Source organism: Spirulina subsalsa CS-330, from assembly GCF_028330765.1.
Lineage (GTDB): Bacteria > Cyanobacteriota > Cyanobacteriia > Cyanobacteriales > Spirulinaceae > Spirulina > Spirulina subsalsa_A.
Genome location: NZ_JAQMTY010000032.1, coordinates 1 through 21,448, shown reverse-complemented (window position 1 = coordinate 21,448; position 21,448 = coordinate 1). Strand labels below are relative to the sequence as shown.

Below are 21,448 nucleotides of genomic sequence, written 5' to 3'. Positions count from 1 at the left end.
TTAAGGATGATCAACAAACCCCGATCGCACCGCTGACCTGGTGCGATCGGGGTGTCTTTTGTGGAGGATTCCAGCGCCATAATCTTCTGCACCCGATGCTTTGACAAGCTGTCAAAGTTTAGGGTGGGTTTTTAATCGGTTGGCCGGGCGAATCAAAAGCATCCTCCGGGGGGGGGGAGATGCCCACGCCTGGCCCGTTTTTGCGGCGCTTCTCCTGGGGGGAATTCCGGTTAAACGGGGAAAAAGTGGCAAGATTCTCGACCCCAAACTGGGGGAATATCCCCCATGGTGGGATATTTTTAGGCTATAGATTGGGGGGCGATCGCGTCACCGAGATTTCGCCCCTTCGCACTACACAGGAAAAGGCATTCCCCAAACCGGAGAACACCTTCATCTCAAACAGATCGGCAATTTTGCCGATGCGCTATGGCATCTTAGTTGTCGTCGTTATCAGCGACGGCACCATTTTCGTCAAGCTTATTGAGCTTGATATGCTTATAGCCCAACTTGATTTCAAATTCATCACCCGGTTGTAATCCCATGGCATTGGTATAGGTCGAACCGATGACAATCTGACCGTTTTTATGAACACTCACCCGATAGGTCGGTTCTCGACCCCGTCCATCTTTCGCACCATCTGGATCAAGGGCAACACCTTTTGCGGCTAAGACAGCGTCATAAAATTCAGTCAAGTTAACCCGGATACTTCCGGTTTTGCTTTTGGTGAAGTATCCGCATTGCTTGGCCGTCTCACGGCGAGGCGCTTCAGAGAGTTCCTTGACTTTTTGGAGTAGAGCTTTTCCAGTTAATGGAGTGGCAGACATGATCGTAATAGATCTCCTTTAGTGTCATGCTTTCAGTGTGTAATGACTGATCACTTTCGTCATACTAAAAACTATATCGCTAAACTCTGTGATTGTGACATCATTTCTCAGAAAAAGTTTGAAAAATGGTGTGAGAAGCCTAATAAAATCACCTGAGGCGAAGGCGTTTCCTGATTTTGATTGGCACTCTTTTCAGATCTTCAGATTCTCATCCTTAGACGCTGCCTTGAATCGGTGGGTCATGATCATCACGACCATGACTAAATTATCTACAAACCTTAATATTGACCGTGCTTCAAAGTCAGGGGGTGAGCCAGCGCAAATTGTTGCGAGCGGTGTGATGTTGACTGTTACTCTCAACGATGATATTGCGGCCAACAGATGACAGGGATCGCGTCAATCCGGCCCGGTTGATCGGGCGCGAGGGTCTTTAGAAAGATTTCTAATGTAACAGTAAGGGGGGAGGAATGTATCGCTTAAACTGATAGGGGAGAGGATGGCTCGCACGATGGCGTTAATTAGTCATGCTAGAAGGCATCGGTGGTGCTGGAGGCCTTGGCTCTGTGGCGGTTGAGGGCAGTAGAGCGCCTTGGGTCAGGGGAGAAAGACTCAGGCGATGAGCGATGCTCCTTTCTTCATTTTTTCATCACAAAATCGGTCAACAATGCAAGTCACTTTCAATATTTTGCGCCAACAACCGCAGGGGTCACCCTATGCCCAGCACTATGGGCTAGAGGTGGAAGCGGGCGAAACCATTCTCGACTGCTTGAATCGGATTAAATGGGAGCAGGATGGTTCGTTAACGTTTCGGAAGAATTGTCGGAATACCATTTGCGGCAGTTGTGCGATGCGAATTAATGGACGTTCGACCCTAGCCTGTAAGGAGAATGTGAGTCAGGAGGTGGCTCGTTTTGGCACGCAGGCGGCCGATGGAACGCCTCAAATCACGATCGCACCGCTGGGAAATTTGCCGGTGGTGCGAGATTTGGTGGTGGACATGGCGCAGTTTTGGGATGATCTTGAAGCGGTTGATCCCTATGTGAGTACCCAGGGGCGAGCGGTTCCGGAGCGGGAGTTTCTGCAAACCCCGGAGGAGCGATCGCGCCTGGATCAAATGGGGAATTGTATTCTCTGTGGGGCTTGTTATTCCGAATGTAATAGTAAGGCGTTTAATCCGGACTTTTTAGGCCCCCATGCGTTGGCGAAGGCGAATCGCTTGGTGACGGATACCCGCGACACCCAAACGGAGGCCCGGATCGAGCAGTATAACAGTTTGGATGGCGTTTGGGGCTGTACGCGCTGTTATCAATGCAATGCGGTCTGTCCGATGGAGGTGGCTCCGTTGGATCAGATCAGCAAGATTAAGCATGAACTGTTAGCTCGTCATGACAAAACCAGTAGCCGCCCGATTCGCCACCGGAAGGTGTTGGTGGATTTGGTTAAGGCAGGGGGCTGGGTGGATGAGCGGAAGTTTGGGATCTATGTGGTGGGGAATTATTTTCAGGATGTGAAGGGCTTGCTGAGTGTGATGCCGCTGGGGTTCCGAATGTTGGCGCGGGGTAAGTTTCCGCTGATGTTTGAGCCGTCGGAGGGGACGGCGGAGGTGCGATCGCTGATCACCGCCGTCCAAGCGTATCAACAGGCCCAAGACTCCCCCCAGGAACCGGACTCGGTTTAATCGCCGATCCAAAACTCTAGTTCTTGTCCCTGGATACTGCCAAATTTGAGCTTCGTGCCGGGGATGAGGCGGACTTCGTGGTGATGCACCAGCATCCAATCTTGGTTCGGCATGGCGATGAAGGTGCCGAAGCGGGAAAAGTCGCGGAGAAAATAGTTGGTTTCCGTGGCTTGGGTGGCGGTGTCGCGGTAAAAAATTTCGCTGTGGTTTTGGCTGACCCACCGTTCTTGAATGACGAGGTCATTGTCGGGACGGCGACCGACGCGCATCAGGCCACCTTGAATCGACCAGATGCGATCGCGCTCCACCACCGATCGCACCATGGCCAGGGGCATCACTTGGCGCTGGCCACCTTCGGGCAAGAGGGTGGGTAGTTCGGTGATGCCGTCGGGGATCGGATTCACCAGTTCCCCATCAAAATCGGGGTGCATATAAAGGATGGGCAATGTCCAGGCGGGCTGGTTGAATTTATACAAGGTCAAGAGTTGTTGACGCGCCACCGCCATGGCGTGATCGACGGTGAGGCGTTTCGAGAGGGCGGTGGTGAAATGTTGGATAAAGGTGAGGGCTTCTTGGTCGGCGATCGCATCACGCATTCCCACCACCGCCGGCACACCATGATGGATCAGCACTTCGGCTAAACTGCTGCGGGCGATCGCCGTTTGCTCCTGCTGTTCCGGGTAGGCTCCCCAACAGGCATTAAACAGAGCCAACGTCACCTGAGTACGCACCAAGACCTGAGCCAGTTCCGTACCGTTTAACATGGCCTGGGGATGGAGAAACAGTAACCCGCCATCGGGGCCCGGCATCCCATGGCCCGCGTAGAAGAAAATATTGTAGCGACCGGATTCGAGGGTGCGGATCAGTTGCACCGGAGTGGGTTGGATCAGGGTGTTGAGGTCAATGGCGACGCGATCGCTGCTGCGGTTGTCCCCGTGGCTCATCTCCTTCACCGTCGGATTAATCACCTGGGCCAGGAGTTCGGCTTCTTGCTGGAGGTTCAACTGTTGGAGATCGCCCGTCTGGGGATGACTGCTCTGGCCCAACACCAACAAAATCCGCAGTTGATCTTGGGTGGGGACAAGACTAAGGGGGTCTACATCGCTGGTGGTGCGGCTGAAAAGAATGTTTTGATTGAGGGCGATCGCAGGTTTTCCCGGCGCAGGTTGCATCACTTCCCAGGGCAGCGGGATCAAATTCGGGTCACGAATATCAAACCGCAGCCGCAAAATCCCCCGTTGGCCTTGGGCCATGCCCCAACTCTGGGCAAAGGTATTCCGCACCGGCCCCTGTAACAGCCACCGCCACAACTGCACCCCGAGTTCCTGCATCAACCGACCGCTATAGCTTTGGGGCACTGTCTCGTCAGTATTCGACAGTTGAAACGCATCTTTAATATTGAACGGCTCGTGCAGCACGGGCAGATGGGGCTGAGGATGGGACGCAAACATCTGCTGCCAAGCGACCCAGCATTGGGTCAGTTCCACCGACCACTTACCGTCATAGTGAACGTAGCCCCCCGGAAAGGGAGCTTTAATTACCCAAATGGCAAAATGTTCGGGGCCGGCTGATTCTAGACAGACTAAAGCCAAGCTCAAGTCCAGACAATCACCATGACGCATAGTTCCGGAACGGGTCAGTACAATCACTCTATCAGGTTTTCGGGGGCGGGAACACACCGAGGCGGCGGCGTGAGGGGGGCAACCAACGTGTCTTGAATGCGATCGCGCTCCACCCACACCACCGCCGGTTGATTCACCGTCGGATTGCAGAGTTGGAGTTGAAGCCAGGTCTGCTGATTGGGGGCGGCTTGACGGCGGGTGACGATGATCACGGTTTGGGGGGAAAGGGCGAGGGTTTCAGCTTCGGGGCGGGGGTCGGGTTGGACGGCCAGGGTGCGGAGGGTGGCGGCGGCGACCCCCAATTCCAACTGATCGAGGGGGATTTGGGGGGATTCGGCGGTGACGGGGGTGTTCCCCGTGAGGCGATCCGTCCATTGGCGCAGTTCCGGAAACAGCCAATAGGAGAGGCCGCCCAAAATCATCAAGACCAGGGCCACGGTCACGGTGGTGATCACCATCAGGGGCGGCCCATGGCGGGGGCGGCTTAGGGCTGTGGGCTGGGACAGGGAAACGGGATCGGGAGCCACATCGACGGGCAAGGGGGCGAGGATGGGACTGCCCTGGGGATGGGGTCGAAATTGGCAATGGAACAGGCCGACGGTGACGTTATCGTGGCCGTTTTTTTGGTTGGCGAGGGCAACGAGGCGTTGGACGGCGGTTTGGAGTTCCTGTTGATGGTGGAGGACGGGGAGTAGTTCCGTTTGCCAATATTGTTCGACGCGATCGTAGTCGCTCAAGCCGTCGGAACAGAGTAACAGGAGGCTGTCTTCATCGAGTACCAGGCGATCCACCGTGGGATAGAGGCGATCGCGCGACCCCATCCCCAAGGCCTGCACCAAGGCCCCGCCGCCGGGAAATGACACCGCATCCCGATAGAGGGCATAGCCGAGGCGCACTTCCCGCGCCGCCACATCATCATCGAGGCTGATCTGATAGCACCCACTGCGGGTAATCCAATAAATTCGAGAATCCCCCACATGGCCGAGGTAGAGATGGGGAGCGTGGCTGATCACACTGACCAAGGTGGTTCCCATCCGTTGCCGTTCGTGGCGCTCTTCGTCGTCATTGCGTTGGCAAATCTGGTCATTGGCTTGCAAGATGGCTTGCTCTAGGGCGGTTTGGAGGTGATCCACCCAGGGGCGATCGCGGTTTGAGGCAATGGCGGTGTGGAGATGGTCTTGCATTGTGTCGATCGCGATCGCCGAGGCCACCTCGCCCCCCTCATGGCCGCCAATGCCATCACAAACAATCAGCAGGGGCTGCGTCTTGGTTTCCCCAGCGGTAATCGTGGTGAGATCCTGGGGATAGCAGGCATCTTCGTTGTGATCGCGGCTTGGACCCGCATCGGTTTGGGCAAAAATTTGATAGGCGCGATCGCCCCCCTGTCCCAAGGTGGCAATGGCGCGATCGAGGGTTTCGATTAATTGCTCCGCCGTGGCCAGTTGTCCCGTTTGTAACTGCTGACAGAGCGATCGTAAAAAATCCCGCAGGGGCGTGGCCGCATAGCTCACCCAAGTTGCCCACAGTTGCCCCAACTGCGCCAACGTCACCGGCTCCGAATCAAACTGCAATTCCCGCAACCGCACCACCGGGCCATTCACCTGCAACAGATCCACCGTCAGCAGCGTGCTCGCCACCCCTTCGGCCTGGCACGAGTCCCACAATCGCGCCAATTGCCACAACCAAGCCGCCTGCCGCAGGGCATTGGCCCGCGCCCAACAGGTTTGCAACTGCGGTAAAAGATGATCCCCCACCGGATGCACCGGATCGCGCAAGTTTCCCACCTCCAACAGCCACACCTCCGGCTCGCCGGTGAGTTGTCCGTAAAGCTGGGGGAGGTGCAATTGTTGCCCGATCAGCTTCAAATAGGGCAACATCCGGCCAGGAATATTGTCCTCCGGCATTTGGGGCGGCAGGTAGGGATGGAGATCTAAGACAATTCGGGGCGTGATCGCTTGGTAGCGATCGCCCAACACCGACCCCACCGTAAAAATCGGGATCGGCTCCCCAATCGCCCACAAATAGCGCCGCATTAACGGCGTTTGGCACGCCTGACAAAAGCGATTATGGGCAGGATTGGGTTGTTGACAATCCCCATTTACACAGTAAAGGTGGCCTGTTGCTCCGTCCATATCAATCCCGATCGGCTACCGAGAACATCGGTGTAGTGGTGGTTTGGCGGCTCGCGATCGCATTCAAACGAGCCAGCCGGGAATGCAATCCCTCACCCAACCTTCTTCCTCAGGAGAGGGCATTTGGCTCCGTTCTCCTGCGGGAGAAGGGCTGGGGATGAGGGTGCTCCCTGGCGAGCCGGGTGAATCTGTAAAAGTGGGATGCACCCTTGGCCGTTGCCGGACACCCGGCGATCGCAGGGGGGGTTAATAAAATTTGCCCTTGCCCTGTTCTGTATCCACACGGGGTAAGCCCATGCTGTAGTTGAGCACACGCCCTTGTAGGTTGTAGCTCAATTGACCCGCTTGCAACAGTTCCCGGATGTAATGCTCAAGCTCTGAGCCAATCCGCCGCAGGTTATATTCACTCAATTCCTCGCCATTGTAAGCTTCCACGAGGGTATCAAAGCGACGGCGTACCAGTTCACGAGTCTCTTCTGTCCAATTGAATTCCTTATCGGGGTCAATATCAAGGGCGAGGACTGTTTCGCTCGGCACAAGCTCATTATTGTGAACTTCAGCCGTGAAGATCCGAATATGGCGGGTGGTGGATTTTAAAAGCATGGTGATGTGGTCATTCAGAGGACGTGAAGATCAAGGCCGGGAAAACATCCCCAAAACCCAGAATTAAGGCTATTTTGACATAGGTGATCCGGATTGGGTGAATGGCTGCCGCCTTGACCGCGCTGCTCCGGCCCAACCAGAGGATCATTCTCCCACGGCCAGAGGAGGCAGGGGAAGAACGGCGCGATTAATACAACGCCATCATCAACGCCTGTTGATACTGACGAGTCAGGGGGTGCTGACTGCCGAGGAGCGCAAACACATCCACCATCCCTTGGCGGGCGGTGTCTTTGTCCCTTTTCCCCGCTTCCACGATCGCTAAAAACTGCTGCAACGCGGTTTCATACTCCCCTTGCAAGACATCCTGGGCCGCCGCCCCGATGCCCTGACTGGGATCAGCCGCCGCCCATTGTTGAAAGCGCATCAAACTCTTCACCCCTTGGGCCCGCTTGTAATGCTCGGCTTGATCCGGCGGAATCGAGTTTAACAAGCGTTCGGCATCCTCAAACTGCTGGAGGAGAATCAAAAACCGCGCCGCTTCGAGGGTCACGCCAGGATGATCGGGATAGCGTTCAAACAGCGTATCAAACAGGGCCTTGGCTTCAGGGAATTGACGGGCTGCGATCGCCCCTTGGGCCGCCGCCAACGTCGTTTCCAACTCCGATCGCAACTCATACCGCGCCAGAATCTCCCGAATCTGACCCTCCGGAACCGCCCCCACAAACCCCGGCTGCAACCTGCCCGCCGTCGCAATCCGCACATCCGGAACCCCTTCCACGCCATACTGAGAGGCTAATTCTGGGTTTTGGTCAATATCCACCGTCGCCAGCATCACCCCATATTCCATCGCCAGCCGCTCCAAGGTCGGCTTCAGCACCTTACAGGGCCCGCACCAAGTCGCAAAAAAATCCACAATGATCGGCAATTCCTCGCACGGCCCCAACACCTCAGCGGCAAAATTCGCCTCGCTCACCGCGACACTTGCACCCATCACTCCTCCTTTGTTTCCTTCAATACAGTTAGCGGGGCTGACGGTTTCCCCAGGGGGATTCACCCCGGCAGGCCGTTAGTTGCGGCCGAGCCACTTCTCGCTGTTAATGCGCTGCAAGGTATACATCACCATCAAATCACGGGTAATTTTGCGCTCGTCAATCATAAACGATTCCAAGGTGCTGGGCTTGCTGCCGTAGGTGGTGGCGGTGAAGCCCTTTTGCCCTTTAATGTCTTCATCAAAGCAGTAGAGATTAAACTGGCGTTCCCCCTGTTGCCACTGGCCTTCCACTTGCCAATAATCATCCGTGGCATTGATCCCGGCCAGGTTGAGGGGTTTCTTCTCAAAGGCAAGTTCCATATCCGTTAGCCCTGCATCATTAAAGGCTGTTTTCAACGCCGGCACAAACTCTTGCTCCATGAATTCGGTAAAGGGCTTGTCTTCTGGGGCAGGCGGTTTGGCTTTCTTGGCTTTGGGGGCGGAAGCGTTGGCTTTTGCGTCTTCAGTCATAGTCCAGCATACAGGCATCTACAGGTCTTCATTATTGTACGGAAAAACGTTCAGGGTTGATCAAGGGGCAGGCGGAGGGTGAAGCAGCTTCCTTGGTTGGGGGTGGATTCGACCTGGATATCGCCTTGGTGAAGTTGGGCCAGTTTTTGGGAGAGGGCGAGGCCGAGGCCCGTACCGGCTTGGGTGGCGTTGAAGGGGGTGTGGAGTTGACGGAAGGGTTGAAAGAGGGTGTCGAGGTCAGCGGCGGCGATGCCGATGCCGGTATCGCGCACGGCGAAGCAGAGGTGCGGGGGGCAGAGGGTGACGCTGAGGGTGACGGAGCCTTGGGGGGTGAACTTGATCGCGTTGGCGAGGAGGTTGACGAGGATTTGCTTGAGGCGGCGGGGGTCGGCGATGTAGGGGGGGAGGTGGGGGTCGAGGTGGAGGTGCAGATCGAGGTTGGCGATCCGGGCGAGTTCTTGGACGATCGCGATCGCACCTTGGCAGAGATCGGCAAGCACCACAGGTTCGAGGTAGAGTTCTTCGCGGTTGGCTTCGATTTTGGACAGATCGAGGAGGTCGTTAATCAGGGCGAGGAGGTAGTCCCCCGATTCCACGATCGCCGTGAGATATTGGTGCTGTTTGGCGTTGAGGGGGCCATAAATTTGTTCAAGGAGAGCCTTGGCAAAGCCCAAAATACCCGTGAGGGGGGTGCGCAGTTCGTGGCTCATCAGGGAGAGCATTTCGCTTTTGTGGTGGTTTTCGCGGCTGAGTTGGCGGGAGGTTTCGCGGGTTTGCTCGTGGAGGATGATCAGGGCGATCGCATCACTGATCGCCCGGAGGGTTTGCACCGCTGCGGCGGTTAGGGGGGGTACGGGCTTAAACTGGTGCAGGCTCAAGCTGCCGTAGACTTGGGTGCGATCGCCGATGGGCAGATTTAAAACGCAGGTGGGAGCCGGGAGGGGCGTGGCGGGGGGAACACCTTGCACCGAAGAGACGGTGGGCCAGTGGGCCGGATCGAGGCGGCCAGCGGGGAAGTGGGCTTGCAGCACTTTGGCCCCCTGTTGTTTGGGGATCTGGCCATGGGCGCACCATTCGGTCTTGACCCAAAATTCATCCTCGACGGCGATCAGGAGCCAGACCCGATCGACGTTGAAGGATTGGCCAATCTGGGCGATGAGGGTATCAAAGGGGACGGGGGGCGTGCTGTGGCAGAGAAGTCTAAGGCTGCGGTGGAGGAGGGGTTCAGGGGAGGGGGGATAGAGGCAGTCGGGGGGCTGGTGGCTGTCGCGGTAGAGGGCGATCGCTCCATGGTGGGCAATGCAGTGAATCGCGGTGAGATCGTCGCGCTGCCACGGTCGGGGGTGATCGTCATGGAGGCTGAGAATCCCCAGCTCGTGCGATCGCCACCGCAACGGCATTAAACAGGCCGCTTGAATATTCCAGGTTTTAAGGTAGGACTGGATCTGGGGCGGCCACTGGGGATCAGGCTTCGACCAGCAGATCACCTCACCCCGTTCCAGGGCAGAGGCGTAGGCGGTCACGAGGGGATCAGCCGTGTTGGGGTAGGGCAGGATTGTCGCGTCGGACTGTTGGACGGGGAGAAATTCGCCGGTGCAGTGGGGACGGAGCAGGAAACAACGCTGAACCTGGCAGACCTGATGGAGACGATTGAGGGCCTGTTGCATGGCTGTGTGGCAGTTTTTGGGTTGCCACAATTGCTCAACAATCGGTTCCAGGATCGACGGAATATCAGTGGGGAAATGGGTCATGGGTGCGAAGCGTCAAGAGTGAGCCTCAATGCCTGGCGATGGGGGGTAACGCCCCTGAATCCCAGGGATGACGCATCAGTCCGCATCGTTGACCCGGAGCCGCGTCACCCAATCCGAAGCGATCGCCACGGGGAAACATTGAGGCACGGCGATCGCCAAACCCTGCGATCGCCCTTTCTTAGGATACGGTAGCCCTTCCCGATTCTGGCGGCACGGTGGCCAATCCCCCGAACCGTGAATTCCTAACCGTTGCAACCGATGACCGATTCAACTCTGCCCAAACTGATTCGCGATCGCATTCCTGAGATCATCACCGCCGCCGGTCGCACCAGCATCACCCGCGTTCTGTCAGCGGCGGACTACGATCAGGCACTGCGGGCCAAACTCCAAGAAGAGGCCGCCGAAGCCGCTGCCGCGTCCCCTGCCGACCTCCTCACGGAATTGGCCGACCTGCAAGAAGTGATCGAGCACCTCCTCGCCTTCTACGATCTTGACCCCCAGGCCCTGGCCCAAATCAAAGCCCAACGGCAGCGCGATCGCGGTGGTTTTCAGCAACGCCTCGAACTAATCGCAGTAGACTCCCAAGACTCTGGTAAATTATGAGTCAGTCTTGATCCCACCGGGATTTAGTCCCAATCCGACCCCACCCTGCTTTCAGCATGGGGGCCCGTGACCTCCCAGCTACAGCGCATCTATCCTTCCTTACTCTCTCAATCCATGCCAGAAAAACTCTACGAAGGGAAAGCCAAAATCCTCTACACCACCGATGAACCGGAGGTGTTGCTCAGTGTCTTTAAGGATGATGCCACCGCCTTCAATGCCAAAAAACGGGGTCAAATCATCGGCAAGGGAGAGGTCAACTGCACGATTACGGCGGCGCTGTTGCAGTACCTCGAAACCCACAACATCCCCACCCACTATCTCAGCACCGTTGACCCCACCTCGATGCGGGTGCGAGCGGTGACGATTATTCCCCTCGAAGTGGTGGTGCGCAATATTGTGGCGGGCAGTTTAGCGCGGGAAACGGGGTTAGCGGTGGGTCAACCGATCCCAGCACCCCTGGTGGAGTTCTACTATAAGAACGATGATCTCGGTGATCCGCTGTTAACGGGCGATCGCCTCCGATTGTTGGAACTTGCAACACCAGAACAAGTCACAGCACTACAACAATATGCCCTGAATATTAATCAACACCTGATGACGTTTTTTGACCGATGTGACATTGTGTTGGTTGATTTTAAACTGGAGTTCGGTGTTGATGCCCACGGTCACCTGCGCCTGGCCGATGAAATCAGTCCTGATACCTGTCGCCTTTGGGACAAGGCCGAACCCGATCCTCAAAAACGGATTCTGGATAAAGACCGCTTTCGCCATGATCTCGGTCAGGTGGAAGGGGCCTATCAAACCATGCGAGCGCGAGTCTTGCAGGCGGTGACCTCATTGTCAGAGGCCTAAGGGACAGGGGTTAACACGGTGATGCATCGAGTTCAGTTATTCATTTATTTAGTTTATTAGTTGGTGTGTGGACGTGCTCAATCAAACTCATATGCGCTTATCTCCCTTTGTTTTTACGCTGTTGGCAACCTCTGCCACCTTGTCTCTTGCTGCGCCGGTCTGGAGTAATGTCGAGGCTTCCGATCCCAGCGTTTCGGTCGCGGCAACCGGGGAGGAACAGACTAGATCGGTCGGGCCTGCGGAGGTAACGGTTCCGTCAGAGGCGATCGCATCCACCCCCGATAAACAGCAGCCCAAGGTGGTGCAAAAGTCCTCGGCTCCTGAAGCTCGCGTCACGCCGGAACCCTTGCAAATGATTCCCGCTACGCCCCAGCCTCCCGTGGCGATCGCTTCCCCCGCCGCGCCCCAGGCAGCCCCAGCGCATCCCTCCCCCATCGCCGCCGCCCCCAACGCCCCACGCCCCACCGCCGCCGATCTCGAATCCCTCCCCATTCCCCCCTACGAACCCAGCGAACACATCGACCTGCCCAGCCATCTCACCAAACACGCCGACCTCGAACTCGCCCAATTCAACCTCGAAGACCCCGCCCCGGAAGAACCCCCCACCGCCCCGGAACCCCAAGTGCTGGTGTCAGAAGTGATCGTCACCGGGCCGGGCCTCACGCCAGAACTGGAAAACCTGGTGTACGACACCATCGACACCCAACCGGGTCTTACCACGACGCGCACCCAACTCCAGGATGATGTCAATGCCATCTTCGCCACGGGCTACTTCGCCAATGTGACGCAACAGCCCGAAGATACCCCCTTGGGGGTGCGGGTCACGTTTATCGTTGATGTCAACCCGGTGCTGCGCGAAGTGGTGGTGCAAACCCTGCCCGCTGATGACAGCGATCGCGTCATCCCGGCAGCCTTAATCAACGACATCTTTGCCGACGACTACAACGAAGTTCTCAACCTGCGCGACCTCCAACTGGGCATCATTCGGATCAATGAGTGGTACCAAGAAAACGGCTATGACCTCGCCCAAGTGGTGGGTAATCCCCAAATTAGCCCCGATGGTCGCGTCACCCTCACCCTCGCCGAAGGGGTGATCGAACGGATTCAAGTGCGTTTCATTGATGAAGAGGAAGAAATTGTTGAGGGGCGCACCCGTGAATTCATCGTCACCCGCGAGATGAAACTTGCGTCGGGTGGGGTCTTCAACCGGGCCACGGCCCAAGAAGATCTCCAACGGGTGTTTGGCTTAGGTCTGTTTGAAGATGTGCGCCTCTCCTTTGAGCCAGCGGATGATCCGGCCAAGGTGGTGGTGAATGTAGATGTGCAAGAAAGTAATACTGGCTCATTGGCGGCAGGGGCTGGGGTCAGTTCCGCCAGCGGCTTTTTCGGGACAGCGAGCTACCAACAGCAAAACCTCGGCGGCAATAATCACACGGTGGGCGCGGAACTTCAGGTGGGAACGCGGGAACTGTTGTTTGACCTGAGTTTTACAGACCCCTGGATTGCGGGCGACCCCTATCGCACCTCCTACACGGTGAATATGTTCCGGCGGCGGTCGATTTCGTTGATTTTTGATGAAGGTGATCCCGAAATTCGCTTGCCGGATGGCGATCGCCCCCGCATTGTTCGCACCGGGGGCGGCATTGATTTTAACCGTCCCCTCTCCCCCGATCCCTTTAGCCGTGCGGAATGGACGGTGTCCGCTGGGTTTAGCTACCAAGGGGTTGACGTGCGCGATAGTGATGGCGACATTAGCCCCCGCGATAGTTTGGGGAATTTGCTCTCCCACACCCCCAACGGTCAAGATACCCTCGTCACCCTGCGCTTGGGGGCCGTGCGCGATCGCCGCAATAGCTTCCTAGAACCCACCGCAGGCTCCCTGCTCCGCCTCGGCATGGAGCAAACCGTCCCCGTAGGAGCCGGAACGATCCTCTTCAATCGCCTCCGCGCCAGCTACAGCACCTATTACCCCGTCGATTGGCTCAACTTCACCAATGATCCCGACGCGCCCCAAGCCCTCGCCTTTAACCTCCAAGGCGGCACAATCATCGGCGACCTTCCCCCTTACGAAGCCTTTAGTTTAGGCGGTGCGAACTCCGTGCGGGGCTACAAAGAAGGGGACGTGGGCAGCGGTCGCACCTATATCCAAGCCACTGCCGAATATCGGTTCCCGATTTTGTCCTTCCTGGGGGGAGCCTTTTTCGTGGACTACGGCACTGATTTAGGCACGGGGGATGATGTCCCCGGCAATCCGGCGGGGGTGCGGGGGAAACCCGGCGATGGCTTGGGCTATGGCGTGGGGGTGCGGATTCAATCGCCCCTCGGCCCGATTCGGATCGACTATGGTCTCAATGATCAAGGCGATAGCCGGATTCACTTCGGCATTGGTCAACGGTTCTAAGGGGGCGGTGTAGACGCAGGAGAGACAGTATGCAGCAGCCACAGGGACAAGGCGGCCCTGCCGCAAGACTAGGGCAACGCTCCGGCGTAACCCTGACACAACGGGCCACGCGCACGGGGGTGGGTCTCCATTTGGGCCAGTCAACGACGGTGCAGCTTGTCCCCGTGGAGGAGCCGGAGGGCCGCTATTTTGTCCGGGTGGATCTGCCGGGCCAGCCGCGCATTGATGCCACCCTGGCGGCAGTGGGGGCCACCACGCTCTCCACGGAGTTAAGCCAAAATGGGGCGACGGTGCGGACGGTGGAGCATTTACTTGCGGCCCTGAGTGGGTTGGGGATTACCGATGTGCGGATTGAGGTGGATGGCCCTGAACTGCCGCTCCTCGATGGTTCGGCCCAAGACTGGGTGAGGGCGATCGCCCAAGCCGGTTGCCAACCCCTCAACCACGCCGCGCCCCCACCGTGGGATCTGCCCCAGGCGGTGACCGTGCAGGCCCGAGATGCCTTTGTGACGGCGATTCCCGCCCCCCAGGCCCAACTCACCTATGGCATTGATTTTCCCTACGCGGCGATCGGGCAACAGTGGCACAGTTGGCAACCGGATCAGGAGGACTTTGCCACGGCGATCGCCCCCGCTCGCACCTTTGGCTTTGCCGATCAAATCGACCACTTGCGCCGCCAAGGCTTGATCCAAGGCGGCAGCCTTGAGAATGCCCTGGTGTGTGACCATGACGGCTGGCTAAATCCCCCGTTACGATTTGCAAATGAGCCAGCACGTCATAAACTTTTAGATTTAGTGGGAGACTTAAGTTTATTGGGCCCTTTTCCCCGTGCCCATATCGTGGCGTATAAAGCGAGTCACCAATTGCATCTTCAATTGGCTCAAGCCCTTGCAGCGGCGGCTCCAGCCCGGCCTCGATAGGCTCTGGGGTTTTCCATGGGATAATCTTGCGAACCGACTATAAGTAAGCCGATGACCATAGTAACTGATCGAACCGATGCTCAACATGCTGCGTTAGAGTCTACCGACCCTGCGATCGTCGATAGTCTAGGGGGCGCGAAAACCGTCTTCAGCATTGAAGAAATTCAAAACATTTTGCCCCATCGCTATCCTTTCGCCTTGGTTGACCGCATCATTGAGTACAGTCCCGGCAAACAAGCAGTCGGGATTAAAAATGTAACGATGAATGAGCCGTTTTTCCAGGGGCATTTTCCGGGGCGACCGATTATGCCGGGGGTTTTGATGGTGGAAGCCATGGCCCAAGTCGGGGGCATTATTTTGAAGCAAATGCCCGGTCAAGAAAAGAGTCTCTTTGTGTTTGCGGGCATTGATAAAGTTCGGTTTCGTCGGCCGGTGGTGCCGGGCGATCGCCTCGTGATGACCGTCGAACTCCTCCGCTTTCGAGGCGGTCGCTTTGGCAAAATGCAAGGCCGTGCCGAAGTGGAGGGGGAGCTAGCCGTCGAAGGTGAGATGCTCTTCTCATTGGTGGAATGAATCTTGCCGGAGCTATTTCCTTGAAACCCTTAATTCATCCCACAGCGATTATCGACCCCGATGCCCATCTCCATCCCACGGTTGAAGTGGGGCCCTACAGCGTCATTGGGGCTGGGGTCACCGTTGGTGCTGAGACGAAAATTGGGGCCCATGTTGTGATTGAGGGCCCCACGGAGATTGGCGTGGGTAATCATATTTTCCCAGGGTCTGCCATTGGCCTCGAACCCCAAGATTTGAAATATCAAGGGGGGATGAGTCGGGTGCGGATTGGGAACTATAATCGGCTGCGGGAATATGTGACGATTAACCGGGCCACCAATGACGGCGAAGAAACGATCATTGGCGATCATAATCTCTTAATGGCCTATGTGCATGTGGCCCATAATTGCATCCTCGCGGACAATATTGTGATCGCCAACGGGGTCGCCTTGGCGGGCCATGTGGAGTTAGAGTCGCGGGTGGTGATTGGGGGCATTTTGGGGATTCATCAGTTTGTCCATGTGGGGACGATGGCGATGTTGGGGGGGATGAGTCGGATTGACCGCGATGTGCCGCCCTATATGTTGGTGGAGGGGAATCCGGCGCGGGTGCGATCGCTCAATCTCGTCGGCCTCCAACGCGCCGGCCTCGCCCCCCAGGATGTCCAACTGCTCAAGAAAGCCTTTCGCCTCCTCTATCGCTCGGATCTCCGGTTTAGCACCGCTGTTCAACAACTTGAAACCCTCAGCGATCTGCCCCAACTGGTGCATTTACATCGCTTTCTGGTGGGGGCATTAAGTGCAAAACGGCGCGGTGTGATTCCCGGCAATCGCTAGGCCATCCGAGCCAGACCCCCGCACTGGATTGATTCTTTGACCTCTGACACAACGGTATGACCCATCAACTTTCTAGCAGTGCGTCTGCTGCGATCGCGACTCCCGCCCCCACCCGCCAAATTTTCATCAGCACCGGAGAAGTCTCTGGAGATCTCCAAGGTTCGCTGTTGATCGAGGCCCTCCGCCGTCAGGGCGCGGCGCGGGGGATGCCGTTGGCCCTGCGTGGCCTGGGTGGGGAGCGGATGGCCAACGCCGGAATGAGCTTGGTGGCCGATACCACCCAGATGTCGGCGTTTGGGATTCAAGAAGTCCTGCCGATGATTCTGCCGTCGTTGAAAATCAATCAACAGGTGCGCCAAGCGATCCAAGCCGAACCGCCGGATCTGCTGATTTTGATTGACTATGAAGGATTCAACATCAGCCTCGGACGCTATGTAAAGCAGCATTTTCCCCAAACCCGCATTATTTACTACATTGCGCCGCAGTTGTGGGTGTGGAATCCGTTTCCGAGCAAGTTGCGGGATATTGTCAGTTTTAGCGATCGCATCTTCGCCATCTTCCCCGACGAAGCCCAATACTTCGGGGATGCCGGGGGCAATGTGGACTGGGTCGGCCATCCCCTCATTGATCGCATTAACGCCGCCCCCAGTCGTGCCGCCGCCCGCGCTCAATTGGGCATTCCCGCCGATCAGTTAATGATCGCCCTCCTCCCCGCCTCCCGCCCCCAGGAACTGAAAACCCTGCTGCCGATGATTTGCACCGCCGCCCAGCAGATCCAACAGCAATACCCCAACGCCCAATTTTGGCTGCCCCTCTCCGTCCGGGACTTTCGCCCCCAGATTGAAGCCGCCTTAGCACGGGCAGGCGTGCAGGCAACGATTGTCGAAAATCAGCGCCTCACCACCTTAGCCGCAGCGGATCTTGCCATTACCAAGTCCGGAACGGTGTCGTTAGAACTAGCCCTGCTAAACATCCCGCAAGTGGTGGTCTATCGGATTAGTTGGCTGACGATGGCGGTGGCTCGCTACATCTTCAAGATTGTCATTCCCTACGTCGCGCCGCCGAATTTGCTGCTCAAGAAATTGGCAGTGCCGGAACTCTTGCAGGAAGAGGCGACGGTGGCGAATATTTGCCGGGAGAGTTTAGATATTTTGGCGAATCCGACCCGACGATCGCAGATTAACGCCGATTATGAGCGGATGAAAGTGGGGTTAGGGACACCGGGGGTGTGCGATCGCACCGCCAACGCCATTCTCGATCTCATTACGCCACCGAACCCCCACGCCCGCCTATGACCTCCTCTTCCTCTCGTTTGGTGTCGTTGGATGTGTTTCGGGGGTTAGCGATCGCCAGCATGATCCTCGTCAACACCCCCGGCAGTTGGAGCCACGTTTACCCGCCCCTTCTCCATGCCGAATGGCACGGCTTCACCCCTACCGATCTCGTCTTTCCCGCCTTCCTATTCATCGCCGGGGCCGCCATGGCATTCTCCCTGGGCAAATACCACACCGACACCGCGATCGACACCGCCCTGTATCTTCGCATCCTACGCCGCTGCGCCCTCCTTTTTGCCCTGGGTCTTTTCCTCAACAGTTTCGGCTTCATCTGGAAACATTGGCCCAACCCTGACTTTCGCAACCTGCGCATTTTAGGCGTGCTGCAACGGATTAGCCTCGCCTACCTGGGCGGGTCGCTCCTCGTTTTGCACCTCAAACGGCGGCGACTGTGGATCGCCACCGGGGGGATTTTGCTGCTCTATTGGCTGATCTTGATGGCGGTTCCCGTGCCCGGCGTGGGCATCGGCTCCTTAACTCCCGAAGGCAATGTGGCGGGCTATGTGGATCGCCTCATCCTCGGTGCGTCCCATCTCTATACCCCCACCTTTGACCCGGAAGGCCTCCTTAGCACCCTCCCCTCGATCGCCACCGTCCTGCTGGGATATTTCACCGGGGATTGGCTGCGGGATCAGCCGCGCACTTCGCGCACCAGTGGCGGGTTGGTGATGTTTGGCTTGGCGGCGGTAATTTTGGGGGCGTTGTGGGGGCTGGCGTTGCCGATTAATAAGCAATTGTGGACGAGTTCCTATGTACTCTATAGCGGCGGTTGGTCGCTGTTGTTGTTGGCGGCTTGTTATGAGTTGATCGAGGTGCGCCAGATCCGGCGCTGGAGTTTTCCGTTGCAGGTGATGGGGATGAATGCGATTTTTGTGTTTGTCGCGTCGGGGATTGGGGTGCGGATTTTGTACTATACCCAGGTCGGCAGCGGTGCGGCGGCTCCGAGTACCTATCGCTGGCTCTATGAAACGCTGTTTGTGCCCTGGGCGGGGGTGTTGAATGGGTCGCTGTTGTTTGCGATCGCCAATATCTTGATCTGGTATGTCGTCCTCTACGGCCTGTACCGCAAAGGGTGGTTTCTCAAACTGTAGGATCGGGATCAGGAATATCAAGGGGCAGACAGACGGTGAAGGTGGTGCAGCCCGGTTCACTGTGGACGGCGATCGTGCCGTGGTGGCGATCGATGATTTTCCGCACAATATCCAGCCCTAAGCCGCTGCCTTCACCCGCCACTTTGGTGGTAAAAAAAGGCTTAAAAATATTGGGCAACACCTCCGCCGGAATCCCGGGCCCGGAATCGGTGATCTGCACTTCGATGGCGCGATCGCAAGCACGGGTGGTAATCGTCAGCGACCCCTGATTCCCCATCGCTTGGAGGGCATTGTGGATCAGGTTCGCCCACACTTGACTGAGTTCATCGGGATAGCCACTCAGGGGGGGAAGATTGTCGGTGTAGCGTCGTTCTAGGGTTACGCCCTGCTTGATTTGATTGTGGTAAAGGGTGAGGACGGTTTCAAGGCTAGCGGCAATATCAACGGGGGAACGGGCTTCTGTGTGGTCGGAATGGGAATAGCTTTTGAGGGCGAAGACGATTTTCGCGGCGCGTTTGCTGGCGATCGCAATATTCTGCGTGCTGATCTGCATCGTCACCAACTGATGCACCCAATGGAGGATCGTTAACCCCCTCTCACTCCGCAGCAGGGGCAAATGGGGATGATAGTCCACCATCCCCATCTCGCTAAAAATTCGGGCCACCGCTAGCGCATCAGGAACCGCCTCCGCTTCGAGGGCGGTGGTCAATTGGCGGCGCAGTTGGCGTTGCTCCCGCGTTGACAGGGGTGGCGAGGGGGGATGCATCTGGGTTAAGAGGTGGAGAAACTGCTCTTGGTGAACGACATCAAACCCTTGCCAGACTTGCAACAGTAACCCTAGGGACTCCTGCCAAAAATTTTCGATCACCCGTCCTGCCGAACTAATGATCCCCAGGGGCGTATTAATTTCGTGGGCAATACTCGCCACCAATTGCCCCAAGGCGGCCATTTTTTCCGATTGGATCAGTTCAGCCTGGGTAACCCGCAATTCCTGGAGGGTGGCTTGGAGGATGCGATTTTTTTCGTAGAGTTCCGCTTCGGCCCGTTTGCGATCGCTAATATCCCGCGCCACCCAAATCACTGTCTGGTCATCCAAGGGGGAAATCCGCGCCGAAAACCACACCTCTCGCCCCGACAACGTTAAGCGATAGTCAAAATCGCGCCCCTGTTGCAGAGTCAAAACCTGCTCAATCCGCCGTCCCCACGTGGGGCCTTCGTCGGGGTCAAAAAATGCCGAAATTGTTTGATTGAGCCAATCCTGTTCCGCATCGTAGAGCGTGCTGAGATGGGTGGGCGCAATATCAATATTGTCGATCCGCCCCGCCAACATCCGAATCACTAGCACCACATCGGTCATCGCCTCCAAAATGCCCCGCAGTCTTCCCTCCGACGAGGCCAACTGTTGGGCAATTAACTGACGCTCTTCCACCTGCGCACTGAGCGCCGCGTTCAGTTTGGTCAATTCTTGCCGCTGCTCATCGAGGACATGCTGCAACGTGGTCATCGTTTGGTAGATTTCCACACAGTCCACCGCTTGCAAGACATTCGTCTGGGTGATGATGCCTTGGAGTTGCTCTTGCTCGTTCACCACCACCAACCGCCGCACCCGATGCTGGTTCATCAATTGATGGGCTTGCCACATGGTTGCATGGGGGGCAATGGTGAGCACCGGGGCGGCCATGACGCGGTGGGCAGGGAGATGGTCGAAATTCGAGCCTTGGGCGGCTTGGGTGACCATGTCGGCTTCGGTGATAATGCCGAGGGCTTGCTGACCGACTTGGGAGGGGTGGGGGGTGGTGATCACGACGCAACTGACGCGGTGCTCGGTCATTTGAGCGGCGATCGCAACGAGGGCGGTGTCAGGGCTGGCTTGGATGACGGGATAGGTCATCACTTCTTCAATGGCTTTGAGGCGGAGCAAATCGACGGGTTGCAAAACTTGGCGAATCTGGTGGGGGGTGATCAGGCCCAGGAGCGTGCCGTCAGGATGGACAACGGGCAGATGGCGAATGTGGTGGCGGTAGAACATTTGAGCGATCGCGATCGCATCCACATCCGCCGCCGTGAGGGTGATCGGATTTACCGTCATCAGCGTCCCTAAGGTTTGATTCTGCTGTGCCGTCACATTGACGAGGCAGCGCACCGCATCCCGCTGGGTAAAAATCCCCTGGAGGCGACCCGATTCCACCACCAGCACGCAGGTTTTTTGGCCCTGGTGCAAGGCAGCGATCGCCTCGCCAAAACGACAATGGGGCGGCAGGGTCAGGGGATGGCGATCAACAAACTCAAGCAACGACGATGACATAAATTTTGCCAACAGAGCAATGGGACAACTCCTCTGGGTTGACATCAACACCGTCAGATAAGTTGCAGCCCCATCCTAAAACCTACACCATCGTTTGCTCCTCTTGCTGCTTCAACCGTTCAACGCTACTTTGTGCTGAAATGTTGATAGGTCAGGCGAGAGAGGGTTTGAATGAGGGTTTGGGCTTGGGGATCATGGCGGGGGCGTTTGGCAATTACGGCGATCGCATAGCGTTTGCCGTTGGGCACATCCACAAGCCCCACATCCGCCAGCACCCCGCCGAGAGTCCCCGTTTTATGTCTCTATCTTAAATGCAAAAAGAGGACTCCCGCTACACCGTTAGGTTAGCGGTGAGATGAATTTTTGCCAACCAATAAACCGACCAACGGGAGACGACTGAATTCAGTTTTGTGTTAAAATCGAGAAGCCAACGCACCCAAGTG

19 protein-coding genes and 1 pseudogene are annotated in these 21,448 nt (G+C 57.0%); 10 read left to right on the top strand and 10 right to left on the bottom strand.

Annotated elements, in window-relative coordinates:
• The first annotated feature begins 100 nt into the window (after positions 1 to 100).
• The gene (locus PN477_RS02520) at positions 101 to 310 is read left to right on the top strand and encodes a hypothetical protein (RefSeq protein WP_272146959.1); all 210 of its coding nucleotides are present in this window, start codon (positions 101 to 103) and stop codon (positions 308 to 310) included.
• A 124-nt stretch (positions 311 to 434) separates the two neighbouring features.
• Here the strand turns inward: PN477_RS02520 and PN477_RS02515 are convergent, their stop codons facing one another.
• Positions 435 to 824, bottom strand: a complete 390-nt coding sequence (locus PN477_RS02515) for an AbrB family transcriptional regulator (protein ID WP_272117458.1) — start codon at positions 822 to 824, stop codon at positions 435 to 437.
• Between the two features lie 664 nt (positions 825 to 1,488).
• On the opposite strand from PN477_RS02515, the gene PN477_RS02510 reads away from it, so the two are divergent.
• Positions 1,489 to 2,502 carry a succinate dehydrogenase/fumarate reductase iron-sulfur subunit gene (locus PN477_RS02510; protein ID WP_272117456.1) on the top strand — a complete coding sequence of 338 codons (1,014 nt, stop codon included), beginning with the start codon at positions 1,489 to 1,491 and terminating at the stop codon, positions 2,500 to 2,502.
• On the opposite strand, the gene PN477_RS02505 is transcribed toward PN477_RS02510, so the two are convergent.
• The 7 genes from PN477_RS02505 to PN477_RS02475 form a co-directional block, all read right to left on the bottom strand.
• A complete protein-coding gene (locus tag PN477_RS02505) occupies positions 2,499 to 4,124 on the bottom strand; it encodes a CHAT domain-containing protein (RefSeq protein ID WP_272117454.1) in 1,626 nt (541 codons plus the stop codon). The two genes, PN477_RS02510 and PN477_RS02505, sit on opposite strands and share 4 nt — an antisense overlap.
• A 23-nt stretch (positions 4,125 to 4,147) precedes the next feature.
• The gene (locus PN477_RS02500) at positions 4,148 to 6,256 is read right to left on the bottom strand and encodes a PP2C family serine/threonine-protein phosphatase (protein WP_272117452.1); all 2,109 of its coding nucleotides are present in this window, start codon (positions 6,254 to 6,256) and stop codon (positions 4,148 to 4,150) included.
• Positions 6,257 to 6,502: 246 nt separating this feature from the next.
• Complete coding sequence (gene ndhM / locus PN477_RS02495) at positions 6,503 to 6,859, bottom strand: NAD(P)H-quinone oxidoreductase subunit M (protein WP_272117450.1); 357 nt, start codon at positions 6,857 to 6,859, stop codon at positions 6,503 to 6,505.
• 187 nt (positions 6,860 to 7,046) lie between these two features.
• Positions 7,047 to 7,850 carry a tetratricopeptide repeat protein gene (locus PN477_RS02490; RefSeq protein ID WP_272117448.1) on the bottom strand — a complete coding sequence of 268 codons (804 nt, stop codon included), beginning with the start codon at positions 7,848 to 7,850 and terminating at the stop codon, positions 7,047 to 7,049.
• Between the two features lie 75 nt (positions 7,851 to 7,925).
• Complete coding sequence (locus PN477_RS02485; RefSeq protein ID WP_272117446.1) at positions 7,926 to 8,360, bottom strand: DUF2996 domain-containing protein; 435 nt, start codon at positions 8,358 to 8,360, stop codon at positions 7,926 to 7,928.
• Positions 8,361 to 8,410: 50 nt separating this feature from the next.
• Positions 8,411 to 10,111: a GAF domain-containing sensor histidine kinase gene (locus PN477_RS02480; RefSeq protein WP_272146957.1), complete on the bottom strand. Its 1,701-nt coding sequence runs from the start codon at positions 10,109 to 10,111 to the stop codon at positions 8,411 to 8,413.
• Between the two features lie 75 nt (positions 10,112 to 10,186).
• The gene (locus PN477_RS02475) at positions 10,187 to 10,366 is read right to left on the bottom strand and encodes a hypothetical protein (RefSeq protein ID WP_272118561.1); all 180 of its coding nucleotides are present in this window, start codon (positions 10,364 to 10,366) and stop codon (positions 10,187 to 10,189) included.
• Between the two features lie 3 nt (positions 10,367 to 10,369).
• Between PN477_RS02475 and PN477_RS02470 the strand changes: the two genes are divergently transcribed.
• The 8 genes from PN477_RS02470 (at position 10,370) to PN477_RS02435 (ending at position 18,700) form a co-directional block, all read left to right on the top strand.
• Positions 10,370 to 10,714 carry a nucleoside triphosphate pyrophosphohydrolase gene (locus tag PN477_RS02470; protein WP_272118563.1) on the top strand — a complete coding sequence of 115 codons (345 nt, stop codon included), beginning with the start codon at positions 10,370 to 10,372 and terminating at the stop codon, positions 10,712 to 10,714.
• Positions 10,715 to 10,828: 114 nt separating this feature from the next.
• Entirely contained in the window at positions 10,829 to 11,566 is a 738-nt protein-coding gene (gene purC / locus PN477_RS02465; protein ID WP_417158735.1) for a phosphoribosylaminoimidazolesuccinocarboxamide synthase, read from the top strand.
• A 91-nt stretch (positions 11,567 to 11,657) separates the two neighbouring features.
• The gene (locus PN477_RS02460; RefSeq protein ID WP_272118565.1) at positions 11,658 to 13,967 is read left to right on the top strand and encodes a BamA/TamA family outer membrane protein; all 2,310 of its coding nucleotides are present in this window, start codon (positions 11,658 to 11,660) and stop codon (positions 13,965 to 13,967) included.
• A gap of 29 nt (positions 13,968 to 13,996) precedes the next feature.
• A complete protein-coding gene (lpxC, locus tag PN477_RS02455) occupies positions 13,997 to 14,887 on the top strand; it encodes a UDP-3-O-acyl-N-acetylglucosamine deacetylase (protein WP_272118566.1) in 891 nt (296 codons plus the stop codon).
• Between the two features lie 51 nt (positions 14,888 to 14,938).
• On the top strand, positions 14,939 to 15,460 hold the full coding sequence (fabZ, locus tag PN477_RS02450) for a 3-hydroxyacyl-ACP dehydratase FabZ (protein WP_272118568.1): 522 nt from the start codon (positions 14,939 to 14,941) through the stop codon (positions 15,458 to 15,460).
• Positions 15,457 to 16,275: an acyl-ACP--UDP-N-acetylglucosamine O-acyltransferase gene (gene lpxA, locus PN477_RS02445; RefSeq protein ID WP_272118570.1), complete on the top strand. Its 819-nt coding sequence runs from the start codon at positions 15,457 to 15,459 to the stop codon at positions 16,273 to 16,275. Before fabZ ends, lpxA begins: the two co-directional genes overlap by 4 nt.
• A 56-nt stretch (positions 16,276 to 16,331) precedes the next feature.
• A complete protein-coding gene (gene lpxB, locus PN477_RS02440; RefSeq protein ID WP_272118573.1) occupies positions 16,332 to 17,570 on the top strand; it encodes a lipid-A-disaccharide synthase in 1,239 nt (412 codons plus the stop codon).
• On the top strand, positions 17,567 to 18,700 hold the full coding sequence (locus tag PN477_RS02435; RefSeq protein ID WP_272118575.1) for an acyltransferase family protein: 1,134 nt from the start codon (positions 17,567 to 17,569) through the stop codon (positions 18,698 to 18,700). The genes lpxB and PN477_RS02435 overlap by 4 nt, the downstream gene beginning before the upstream one ends.
• Here the strand turns inward: PN477_RS02435 and PN477_RS02430 are convergent.
• The gene (locus PN477_RS02430) at positions 18,690 to 21,005 is read right to left on the bottom strand and encodes a CBS domain-containing protein (RefSeq protein WP_272118577.1); all 2,316 of its coding nucleotides are present in this window, start codon (positions 21,003 to 21,005) and stop codon (positions 18,690 to 18,692) included. The genes PN477_RS02435 and PN477_RS02430 overlap by 11 nt on opposite strands.
• A 125-nt stretch (positions 21,006 to 21,130) precedes the next feature.
• Positions 21,131 to 21,292: pseudogene (locus tag PN477_RS02425) on the bottom strand (serine hydrolase); the annotation flags it as partial.
• Positions 21,293 to 21,448 lie beyond the last annotated feature (156 nt).